The 10,368-nt window shown below is 65.3% G+C and carries 10 protein-coding genes; 6 read left to right on the forward strand and 4 right to left on the reverse strand.

Translation table 11 applies throughout. The annotated features are described in order from the left end of the window. On the forward strand, positions 1 to 562 hold a 562-nt coding region (locus E1J50_RS27865), incomplete at its 5' end, for a hypothetical protein (protein ID WP_207919280.1). Positions 563 to 1,838: 1,276 nt separating this feature from the next. On the opposite strand, the gene E1J50_RS23795 is transcribed toward E1J50_RS27865, so the two are convergent. Further along, the gene (locus E1J50_RS23795) at positions 1,839 to 2,075 is read right to left on the reverse strand and encodes a hypothetical protein (RefSeq protein WP_132256339.1); all 237 of its coding nucleotides are present in this window, start codon (positions 2,073 to 2,075) and stop codon (positions 1,839 to 1,841) included. Positions 2,076 to 2,267: 192 nt separating this feature from the next. On the opposite strand from E1J50_RS23795, the gene E1J50_RS23800 reads away from it, so the two are divergent. Continuing rightward, positions 2,268 to 2,447 (forward strand): hypothetical protein, encoded by a 180-nt coding sequence (locus tag E1J50_RS23800; RefSeq protein WP_132256341.1) that lies wholly within the window; start codon positions 2,268 to 2,270, stop codon positions 2,445 to 2,447. Between the two features lie 310 nt (positions 2,448 to 2,757). After that, entirely contained in the window at positions 2,758 to 3,072 is a 315-nt protein-coding gene (locus E1J50_RS23805) for a PilZ domain-containing protein (RefSeq protein WP_132256344.1), read from the forward strand. Between the two features lie 485 nt (positions 3,073 to 3,557). Here the strand turns inward: E1J50_RS23805 and E1J50_RS23810 are convergent, their stop codons facing one another. The 3 genes from E1J50_RS23810 to E1J50_RS23820 all read right to left on the reverse strand — a co-directional run bounded on the left by E1J50_RS23810 (position 3,558) and on the right by E1J50_RS23820 (position 6,643). Continuing rightward, a complete protein-coding gene (locus tag E1J50_RS23810; RefSeq protein ID WP_132256346.1) occupies positions 3,558 to 4,220 on the reverse strand; it encodes a 2,3-bisphosphoglycerate-dependent phosphoglycerate mutase in 663 nt (220 codons plus the stop codon). A 30-nt stretch (positions 4,221 to 4,250) separates the two neighbouring features. Next, positions 4,251 to 5,291, reverse strand: coding sequence for an ion channel (locus E1J50_RS23815; protein ID WP_245516724.1), 1,041 nt, complete (start codon positions 5,289 to 5,291; stop codon positions 4,251 to 4,253). 62 nt (positions 5,292 to 5,353) lie between these two features. Then, positions 5,354 to 6,643 carry an App1 family protein phosphatidate phosphatase gene (locus E1J50_RS23820; RefSeq protein ID WP_132256354.1) on the reverse strand — a complete coding sequence of 430 codons (1,290 nt, stop codon included), beginning with the start codon at positions 6,641 to 6,643 and terminating at the stop codon, positions 5,354 to 5,356. 264 nt (positions 6,644 to 6,907) lie between these two features. Here E1J50_RS23820 and E1J50_RS23825 point away from each other — a divergent pair, with 264 nt between their 5' ends. From E1J50_RS23825 to E1J50_RS23835, 3 genes are all read left to right on the forward strand, one after another. Beyond that, positions 6,908 to 8,239 (forward strand): AmpG family muropeptide MFS transporter, encoded by a 1,332-nt coding sequence (locus E1J50_RS23825; RefSeq protein ID WP_132256350.1) that lies wholly within the window; start codon positions 6,908 to 6,910, stop codon positions 8,237 to 8,239. 434 nt (positions 8,240 to 8,673) lie between these two features. Further along, positions 8,674 to 9,654 (forward strand): formylglycine-generating enzyme family protein, encoded by a 981-nt coding sequence (locus E1J50_RS23830; protein WP_132256352.1) that lies wholly within the window; start codon positions 8,674 to 8,676, stop codon positions 9,652 to 9,654. Positions 9,655 to 9,722: 68 nt separating this feature from the next. Further along, positions 9,723 to 10,368, forward strand: a 646-nt coding sequence (locus E1J50_RS23835) for a sulfatase-like hydrolase/transferase (protein ID WP_165937959.1), incomplete at its 3' end; no start/stop codon positions are given.

Genomic DNA, 10,368 nt, shown 5'->3' on the forward strand with positions numbered 1-10,368 from the left:
GGCGGACACCTCCAGCATCACCGCCGAGGCGAGCCATGTGCCGCCAAGTCAGGTCATGCAGCCGGCGAACGGGGCGGACCCCTCCGGCACTACGAAGCTGACCGGTGTGGAGGAGCATGCAACGCAGACGGAGCCTCGATCGCCAACGTCAGGCGAGGCTGTCCCGCAATCTCAATCAACTGAAGCGAGCGACCTGTCGCAGACGAAAACCGAGGGTGCCACCGAGAACGGCCGGGCGGCAGACATACTTCACCAAGTTCCCGAAACTGCGCCTAACAAGTCGGCAGACATAGCGGTGTCGCATTCAGCAGCGCATTCGACGAACGCCTTGCCGCAGATCGCGGTGCAACCTCCGCAAACCAATGCCACGGCTCCCGCGCTGGCGACGATCGACGCGGACGGCAATCTCGTGTTCGGAGCAGGTGCTGGACATTCCAGCCCGCTGCCACCCGGTGACCCTGTGCCAAGTCCATACCCACAAGAAGCCGACCAGAATTCCGGCGTCGGTCTCGTAGGAATAGCGTCACTTCACAACCCGCTGCACCATTCAGAAATTCACTAAAGGGTGTGAGCTGGGCTGCAGAAATGACTGCTTTCGGGATGTTGTCCCGGATCGACCGAATCGCCGGGATGCGCGCATAGCTGCTGGCCGGGTTTGGCTGAAAGCGGTCCTTTCGGTTCAGGAGCCCGGCCACAAGTAAGCGCAGGTTCTGCGGGGCTCAGGTTCATGCCTCAGCGCAACCTCTGCCGGATCTTGTACTTGCTTTTTGCTGACGTCCGCTTCGCTGTAGAATGTTCTCAGTGGGTGCGCCAGCGTCGACCGCAAGGGGCATCGGCTATGTCGTTCAAGAGCGGTCCTGCCGTACTCGCGCTGGTGACCTCGCTTGCAGCGCCAACCACAGTCTGGGCGTTTGGCTTTGCCGGATGCCCCAATCTTCCTGAATACAACCGCGCCCTGGGCACTCTTCAAGGGATGACGGTGTGCGGCATGACCATCGAGCAGGCTCGCCGCGTCGTCGCGACTCATGACGGCTCCGCTATCACAGACCGTCAGGTGGTGCCGGTGCCTCAAGCTCGTAACCGCCGGTACCGGAGGCTGCCACGCCACGGAGCAACACATAACCGGCGACCTGCTGTACGCTAGCTAGGTTTGCCGTGACGTCCGCCTCACTTGTGCCGGCGGCGTCCGGTGGGTTGCGTGAAGAAGCCCGCCGCGGCGAACCGGGCGAGCTGAGGCGAATAGCTCGCGGACGGGCTTGAGCGACCGATAGTGGCCGGAAGCGGAAGGACGCTTGTGGGAGAGATGGTCGGGAAAGTGGACAGTGCCTGATCGCATCAGCGCGGTCCTGTCTCGGCTCTCGCATCCAGACCCTCAGTGCAAACGGGTAGTCCGCTGGAAGTGGGGCTCTGCGCCTGGTTGGCTCATCCTGACAAAGAGTTCCGCGCACTCTGCGGTCCGCGCCTGCGCATCAGCCAGGGTGTCGAAGGTCTCTGCCCCCCGGACCGTCCCATCCGGGCCGATGCAGACCGAGAGCCACGGTAGGCCAGCTGCAGGCGGATCATAGACCAGAAACGTGTAGCGCACCTGTTGGTCGTGGCTGAACATCGCCCGTCCCTCCGTCGCTGAACCCTTTAGTGCTTAGCCGGCAGCTTAAGCCAGGTAGGTGTGGATTAATCTGTGTTATTTTTTGGGTCCTCGGCTCGGCACGTTCGCTGGTCCAGCACGGCCCGCTGTGCGAGCCTCTACATCTACGCGCCAGCTGCCACGGGGAGACCAAACCGGGCGTTTCGCCCCCCGCCGGATCCCCCATCCTCTGTGGCGGTCAGTCTGTATCAGCTCACTTGTCGCGAACGGACACCCTCGCCGCCTGCAGATCCGACCGGCATGTCATCAGTGCCGCGCGAAGGCGGCGAGTGCGGATGGGCGAGGCGGATTGAACCGGGCTCGCGGCCTGAACGTGTTCGGCTACCGCGTCGGCGGGGAGATAGGCCTGCCCCACGAGCGAGGCAGCCAGGAGGGCGACGAACGCCACCACAGTGAGGCTGAAGGCGCTGACAAGCTGCTGGACTCTCATGGGCGTGCTCCGTGTGGTTGAGCACGCACGCCATGCGCTGTTCGCCGGGAGGCTTCCGTGATGCCGGTCACAGTCTCTCGGGCGAAATCATGCCGCCGGGTTGTCTGCAGGAGCGACGCAGACGTGAGAGCTTCTGTCGCGGGGACCAAGTCGCGCCTGTGACGTTGCCCGCAACCTCACACAGGAGATCTCATGGCAACGACCTACAAGCTCGCACAGGCTCTGGCCGCGAAGGTGGGCGATCACGTCGAGATCGCCGTCGAAGCCGAGGACGGCACCAAGTTCAAGATCGTCGCCACCGCGGAGCAATTGGAAGCGCTCACAGGGGACTTGGAGACGATCCTCGATGCCGACGACAGTGCGGCAGCCTAGCCGAACCTCACGTCCTCGATAGCGCGACAAGCAGGAGTAAGGCCGCCCGGCTGGTGCTGGGCGGTCCGACCTCGTGGTTCGGTCGATCCGTCGGCCGAAGCTCGGATTTGGATCGGCCGGCAGGCCCGATGGAAGGCTTGGCGCGCGTAGCTGGGGAGGACCGTGAACCCTCGACACTTCCCCACCCGGTTAGGATCCGGGGAACCGCGCACGCGGATGGCTTCACCCGCTCGCAACCCTCCTCCGGTAGAAGGCGCCGGCTCAGATCATTTGCCGCAAACCGCGCCCACCGCTCCGTCTCAGCCTTCCGATGCCCGACACGAACGAGAGCCCGAGCACGCCCGCGACTGCGGAGAAGAGGCTCACCGGCAAGCGTCACATCACGATGCGACTGGCCACCATCGTGCTGGAGGATGGCGAGCAGATCCCATGCGTGATCCGGGACATCTCGGTCAGCGGGGCCAAGCTCAGCGTGGCGCGTCGCTTTCGCCTGCCCGAATATTTCGACCTCATGGTCGCCGGTCGCGACCTGACGTGTCGGGTTCGACGCGCGTGGCAGCGGGGCGACTTCGCTGGCGTCTCGCTCCTGGCTGCGGATGGCGTCCTGAAGGAGGCGGGCGAGTAGGTTCTGCGGCTGCGCGGTGAGCGCGATGTCGATCGCTAGGAGATGCGCCGCGACATGCGCCGCGATCGGCGAGACGGGAAGGTTGATCCTGATGACGAGGACTGATCCGTAACATCACCGCAGCGCCTCTTGGCTTCCCTGCAGGCGAGGCACGGCGCTTCGTCGTTCGGCCCGACTGAATCCGCACCAGACGACAAAAGGCGACCCACGCGCGGCTGCGCCTGGATCGCCTTGGGATTGAGACTGCCCCGGTGTTGAGACGGAACCGGCAGCCCGTGGAGCCTCGCTACGGGCTTATGGTTAACGAGTCCTTGCCGAGCGGCGTCCCGATCAAGCCTGCGCTCGTCACGATGCCTGCACGCCGGATGGTGCCTTGCTGTCCCAGGCTTGCAACCTCCGCCTCCAAGCGGATGCCGAGAATACTTGAACGGTAGCGTCTCGCGCCAGAAGCTCGTCCTGGCTAGGGAGGCGCGGCATCAATTCTGTCAAATATCAACCAAGATCGACTGCTTTTTGGTCACCGCGCCATGCTCATCGAAGCGGTACACGAGTTTCTGGCTCGTCGCGAGGTGCACATCCACCACCTCCTGAGCACTCAGGCCATCCAAGTGCATCACAAGGGCCCGCAGCGAATTGCCATGGGCCACCACGAGCGTGCGCTTGCCCGCTCGCACCTGCGGCTCAATCTCCCGCACATAGTACGGCACAAGCCGTTCCGCGGTCATAGCTAGGCTCTCGCCGCCCGGGGGAACAGCGTCATAGGATTTCCGCCATAGCTGGACCTGCTGCGAACTCCACCGATCGCGCGCTTCCTGCTTGTTCAAGCCAGCCAACTCGCCGTAGTCGCGCTCGTTCAGCGCTTCGGTTTTCTCAACCTTCAGAGAGGATTGCCCGAGTTCTGCCAGCATGAAGGTCAGGGTGCGCTGTGCGCGGCTCAGCTCGCTGGTGAAAGCGAGATCGAAGAAGAAGCCAAGGCCTTTCAACTGGCGGCCAGCCTGCACGGCTTCGGCTACGCCTCGGTCGGTCAGATCCGGATTTCGCAACCCGGAGAACAGGTTGCGCTCGTTATCAGTGCTTTGCCCGTGGCGCACGAGCACAAGGGTTCGTTCGGTCAACGTGAGGGCCCCGTCGTCAGACGGGCTTGGCATACAACACCCCGCCCGCAGAAGCGCGCCTCGCTACCCCTTGAGAAGCCTTTGGAGTGCGCCGTTCGTCGGCTTCTGGGTCTCGTCGACGAGGATGAACAGCGCGGTTGCGGCGATCGGCGCCTGGGGTGGGGGGTTGCTGTGGAGTTGGCCCTGCCCGTCCGCGTAGCCGACTGGCGTGCCGTAATTCGCCTCGAGCACGGCCCTGACCACGCTCGACCACGTCAGACCCTCAACCGCGACATCAAACCGGAGGCACTCGTCACCCTCGCTGGAGAACAGGCGCTCGATGATCCACTCCGTTCCCGGCGCGACGATCGCGCGGACGATCATCTCGGGGTAGCCCCGCAGCGGCCTGACGATCGCCGACGCGCCAGCGCGCTTGAGACGCTCGCGGTTCAAGTCGTCCACGCACTCCGCGATGATGCGCGCCGTGATGCCCCGCTCGCGCAAACGATGGATGATGTCGAACGTGCGGCTGTCTGACAGGCGGTCTCCTTCGTTCTCGGCGAGAATGACGAGCACCTGAGCCTGGTCGACCCCTGCCGCTTCCAGAGCGGCCGGATCGTCGAACCGACCCTTGAGCTGGACGATGAGCGGATCGTCCTCGAGGTCCGGTGGAAGACCGTCGGGGAAGGCTTCGGTCAGGATCAGGGAGGGTACGGCGGCGAAATGGGCGTGCGAGCGGTGAAGCTGGTCGAGGAGGCGGCGCAGGTAGTCGCCCGGCTCGTCTGCCGGCGCATTCACAAAGACGATGTGGTCACGCATGTCCCATCTCCACTCGCCGCGGCGCTTGCGCTCGCGGCGCAGGATCCTGAACTCGAAGAAGGCGCTGGCCGCCTGCGTCAGCAGGAAGATGCCGCTCAGGTAGATCAGCACGATGGTGGAGGCGCGACCCGCCGTCGTCTTGGCGGAGTAGTCGCCGTAGCCCGTCGTCGTGATGGTGGTGAAGGTCAGCCAGATCGCCTCACCGAGCCCCAGATGCTCGAAGGCGACCATCGAGACGACGTGCAATCCGACCAGGATCAGCAGGCCGACGAGGGCGAACCGGATCCGGTTTCGCAGATCCCGCACGACGCTGCGCCGGAACCGAAGGGGACGGGTTCGAGATCGCGTCGGGCGCCCCATGCTTACGCTCAGTTCGCATCCGAGGGTGTGCTCAACCCGCCCCGGTTGGCCGGCTCAACGACGACATTCAGCGGCGTGTCCGATCCTTCCTTAAGGACGCTCTTCAGTTCCCCGTCGGCCACCTTCTGCGAGGTTGCTGCGGCCGTTGGTCCAACGATCTGCTGGGTCTTGGCCACCATCTCGGCAGTGCTGGCAGCCGCCCGCTCGGCTGAGACCGCTTGACCACCTTCGGGCGCGATCAGGCCGAGACCGGCAGCATGCTTGGCCATAGCGGCGCTGTCGGCGGCTAAAACAAGGCTGCTACCGGCCGCAGCAACCGTAGCGGCGAGGCGCTCGATTTCGGCAACGCGACGCGCGTCTCGTGAAACGTTGCGGATATAGACGGCGAGCACGCGGCCTGGATGGTCCGCCACGACCTGAGCGTACACCTCCGGGTCGTGTTGGCCGCTGTCGCCAATCAGCACGAAAGGCAGGTCCCGGTAGAGCGCCAGCATGTGGCTGATGAGCTCGCGCTTGTGGTGCTCCGCTCTTCGCGGCAGCGGGTGCCGCCAGGACAGGCCCCACTCCCGTAAGAACAGCACTGGTCCGACCGGGATCGCGTGCTGCCGGAAGAACTCCTCGAGCATGTCGTAGATGCCCCATGGGGCGCGAGACACGTAGAGCATGGGATTGGCTTCATCGCCGGTCACGCCGGCATGGAGCGCTCGACACAGTGCGGCCGCACCGGGGACTGCTACACGGCTCTCCGCGTCGGCCACAAACAGGCGCCAGAGCATCTTGAGCTTGTTGGCAACCCCCGTGTGCATGATCGTGTCGTCGATGTCGCTGATGACGACAAAGCGGCAGCGGGTCGGCGGGATGTAGACCTGTGCCTGTGCGCGTACCGGCGGGTCGGCATCGAGCGTCAGGTCGACTGAGTGCCAAGCGGAGTTGCTGGATGGCACATCGTGCGGGCGCAGGTGAAGACGGAAATAGCCGTCGCGGTCAGTCGTTACGCGAGTCTGCGTGCCGCCAATGCGAGCAGTCACGAGAGCTCCGGTGACTTTGCGACGGCGGATGCGGTGCGCGATGTTGCGCAGGCTGGCACGCACATCGTCTTCGCGTTCCGTCCGGTCGGCGTGCGACTGCCGGAACACCCGTCCGATGAGGAAAATCTCCTCGCTCGTGCCATATCCTCGATAGGCTTCTATGACAGTTCCGCTCCGTCCTTGCGCCCTGCGTACGGGTCGTGCCGCGAGCGCCAGGAGTTGAACGACTGCCTTTCGCCAGTGCGACCCCGACTGGCTATCATCAGTCATGTGGTCAGCATCCAAAATGAAGCCATTGGTCCCGTTTGGATCAGGCATCGCATACGCCGGTCGGCGGACATTCCGCAGTCTGAGCCACACCCTGAGAAACCTAGCAGCCGATGCCGGCGGTGTGAGTATGGAGGCGACGCCATTGCCGACCGCGGCTGTCCTAACGAGTCCGTGCACTCGGGAACGACCGCACACGCAACCTGGTTCATGGGCTTGCGCCTACCCTGGTCCGTCGTGCGCCGGCGGGAGCGGAGAAAACCGCGCATGACATCAACGGCTGTGGCGCGACCAGAACCGACACCCTTCTGGTCGGCGCTGTTCACGGATCGGCGGATCGCACCGGCCCTCGGCCTCGGTTTCACGTCCGGCATCCCCTTCCTCCTCGTCTACGCCACTCAGTCGGCCTGGCTGTCCGACATCGGGATCTCGATCGCGACGATAGGGCTCCTGAGCGAACTGACCCTCGCCTACAAGTTCAAGTTCCTGTGGGCACCGTTCCTGGACCGGTACGATCCGCCCGTACTCGGGCGCCTCCTCGGCCGCCGGCGGGCCTGGATCATCGTCGCGCAGCTCGGCGTCATGGCCGCTCTCGCCGGCATCGCGTTCGGCGATCCCGCGCATCAGCTCGCGTGGACGATCGTGTTCTCGCTGGCCTTGGGGTTTGCCGGAGCCACGCTGGACTTGGTCATCGACGGATGGCGCATCACCAGCGTCCGGCCTCCCGAGAAGCAGGCGGTCCTGTCGTCTTGGACCGAGATCGGCTGGCGCGTCGGCAACCTCGCGGCTGGAGCCGGCGCCCTGTTCCTGGCTGACCGGATCGGCTGGCGCGGCGCCTATCTCTCCATGGGCGGCCTGATGCTGCCGGGCATGCTTGCGGCCATACTCGCCCCCGAGCCACCTTCAGACCTGCTCCCCTCTCACCTTGCCCGAGCCGGCCTCGTCGAGACCGTGTGGGCACCGATCCGTGAGCTTCTGACCCGGCTCGGCCCCTCGGCACCGGTCATCCTGCTGCTCATTGCCGGCTTCCGGATGCCGGGCTACGTCGCGAGCGCGATGGCGGTGCCGCTGTTCAAGCACCAGGGCTTCTCGAACACGGATATCGCGACCGTCACCAAGCTCTTCGGCTTCTGGATCGCGCTCGGCGGCACTTTTCTCGCGGGTGCCCTCATCCCGCGGATCGGCATGCTGCCGAGCCTCCTGATCGGCACGGTTGCCGGCTCGGCCTCTCATCTCAGCCTCGCCTGCCTTGCAGCCCACGGAGGCGACGGTGGGACGGCCTTCTGGACCTTCGCAGTCACCGTCGGCATCGACGGCTTCGCCTACGCCTTCGCGTCAGTGGTGCTGATCACGTACATGTCGACGCTCTCCTCGCCCGAGCATGCGGCGAGCCAGTTCGGACTGATGACGTCGCTCTGCGCCGTCCCGGGGAGCGTCCTGGCGGGCTTTTCGGGTTTCGTGATCGAGCGGACGGGCTTCACCTGGTTCTTCGTCGGGACGTCCCTGCTCGGGCTGCCGGTGGCGCTGCTCGCGTTCTATGTCTGGGCCAAAGTCGGCATCTCCGATGAGACTGCGGCGCGGCCTGTCGCTGCGCATTGATCGGCGACTTGGGATCGCCACAGGACTGGGTGAAGGCCAAGGACCGCCTCAACAGCCGACCATTTCGGCCGAAAACTGAACGGCGGCTTTCGGACGGGCCGCCGGGCTAAACAGACGTCCCGCATCGGCCTGTGCCGTCCTTGGACTGGTCGTCGCAAGCGGGGGCTTCGGGAGGGTCTGAAGCAAAGCGTATCCGGCGTCCTGGTATGTCGGCCGACCTGTGCGGAACGGGGCGCGCAGGCTCATCGGACGGTCCATCCGAGCGAGCCCAATCGAAACCGTGCGCTTCCGCGCCGAAACCGGGCCGCGGTCCCATTCGGTCAAGCTGCCTTGCGCAGGCTTGATACGCTGCTGCGCGCTGCAAGCCTCCAGCGGGCATCCTCATTGGCCCGGGTAAGGAGCGCATCCTCCCTGGCCCGCGTAAGGAGCGCGCGATGCCGAGCGCTCCTGTCCTCAGCTGGCGCGCCATGTTGTCCGATCCGTCTCCTGGCATGGTCTTTGTGCCCGGCGGGACCTTCCGAATGGGTTCGGATCGGCACTACCCGGAGGAGGCGCCGGTCCATCGCGTGTGCGTCGACGGCTTCTGGATCGACCGAACGCCCGTCACAAACGCGCAGTTCCGGGCCTTCGTGCGTGATACCGGCTACGTCACTCTGGCCGAGCGGCAGCCCAACCCGAAGGACTATCCGGGCGCGCTGCCGCACATGCTGCAGCCTGGCTCTCTGGTGTTCAGGCCGCCAAAAGGCATGGTTGACCTGCGCGACTGGAGCTCGTGGTGGCGCTTCAAGTTCGGCGCCCATTGGCGGCGTCCCTCCGGCCCAGGCTCCTCCATCGCCGGGCTCGACGAGCATCCGGTGGTGCACATCGCTTACGCCGATGCGGAGGCCTATGCGGCTTGGGCCGGCAAGGAACTGCCAACGGAGGCAGAGTGGGAGTATGCCGCGCGCGGCGGCCTCGACGGGGCCGAGTTCGCGTGGGGCGAGACGTTCATGCCAGGCGGGCGGCATATGGCCAACACCTGGCAGGGCACCTTCCCGCACGAGAACCGCGCCGAGGACGGCTACGAGCGGACCTCGCCGGTCACGGCCTTCCCGCCGAACGGCTACGGCCTGCACGACATGATCGGCAACGTATGGGAGTGGACAGCCGACTTTTTCGCCCCGCAGCACTCGGCGAATTCGTCCAAGGCCTGCTGCGTTCCGGAGAATCCTCGGGGCGGGCGCGAGGCAGGCAGCTACGACCCCTGCCTGCCCGCGATTCGCATTCCCCGCCGCGTCCTGAAGGGCGGCTCACATCTCTGCGCTCCGAATTACTGCCGCCGCTACCGCCCGGCTGCGCGCCACCCGCAGCCGGTCGACAGCTCCACCAGTCACATCGGCTTCCGGTGCATCGCGCGTGAGAGGAGGCGATCATGAATCATGACCGTGCCTGCGAAGAGAATTCAGCGAACCTGCAAGCAGATGGCAGGCTGAGCCGCCGTAACATGCTTCTCACCGGGACGTCGGCCCTCGCAGCTGCCGCGCTGGTCTCGAACGCCCCGACCACGCCCGCACAGGCCCAGTCACAATCCCAGCAGCAACAGGCGGCCGGGCAGAAACCGAACATCCTCGTCATCATGGGCGACGACATCGGCATCTGGAACATCGGCGCCTATCACCGCGGCATGATGGCAGGACGGACGCCCAATCTGGACCGGATCGCCAGCGAGGGCATGCTGTTCACCGACTACTACGCGGAGGCGAGCTGCACGGCGGGGCGCGCGGCCTTCATCACCGGCGAGCTGCCGATCCGCACCGGCATGACCACGGTCGGTCAGGCTGGCGCCGCCATCGGCATTCCGGCAGAGGCCGTGACCATTGCCACTGCGCTGAAGGGCATGGGCTACGCCACCGGCCAATTCGGCAAGAACCACCTCGGCGACAAGAACGAGTTCCTGCCGACGGTGCACGGCTTCGACGAGTTCTTCGGCTATCTCTATCACCTCGACGCGATGGAGGACCCGGCTCATCCCGCCTATCCGCAGGAGCTGGTGAACAGGGTCGGCCCACGCAACATGGTTCATTCGTGGGCGACCAGCGTCGACGATCCCGCGGAAGACCCGCGCTGGGGCAGAATCGGCAAGCAGCGCA

Source organism: Methylobacterium segetis (assembly GCF_004348265.1).
GTDB classification, from domain to species: Bacteria; Pseudomonadota; Alphaproteobacteria; order Rhizobiales; family Beijerinckiaceae; genus Methylobacterium; species Methylobacterium segetis.

What these genes read in the sequence shown, in the direction of transcription:
- E1J50_RS23795 (WP_132256339.1), bottom strand. Translation starts at nt 2,075, where the DNA reads ATGAGAGTCCAGCAGCTTGTCAGCGCCTTCAGCCTCACTGTGGTGGCG.
- E1J50_RS23800 (WP_132256341.1), top strand. Translation starts at nt 2,268, where the DNA reads ATGGCAACGACCTACAAGCTCGCACAGGCTCTGGCCGCGAAGGTGGGC.
- E1J50_RS23805 (WP_132256344.1), top strand. Translation starts at nt 2,758, where the DNA reads ATGCCCGACACGAACGAGAGCCCGAGCACGCCCGCGACTGCGGAGAAG.
- E1J50_RS23810 (WP_132256346.1), bottom strand. Translation starts at nt 4,220, where the DNA reads ATGCCAAGCCCGTCTGACGACGGGGCCCTCACGTTGACCGAACGAACC.
- E1J50_RS23820 (WP_132256354.1), bottom strand. Translation starts at nt 6,643, where the DNA reads ATGACTGATGATAGCCAGTCGGGGTCGCACTGGCGAAAGGCAGTCGTT.
- E1J50_RS23825 (WP_132256350.1), top strand. Translation starts at nt 6,908, where the DNA reads ATGACATCAACGGCTGTGGCGCGACCAGAACCGACACCCTTCTGGTCG.
- E1J50_RS23830 (WP_132256352.1), top strand. Translation starts at nt 8,674, where the DNA reads ATGCCGAGCGCTCCTGTCCTCAGCTGGCGCGCCATGTTGTCCGATCCG.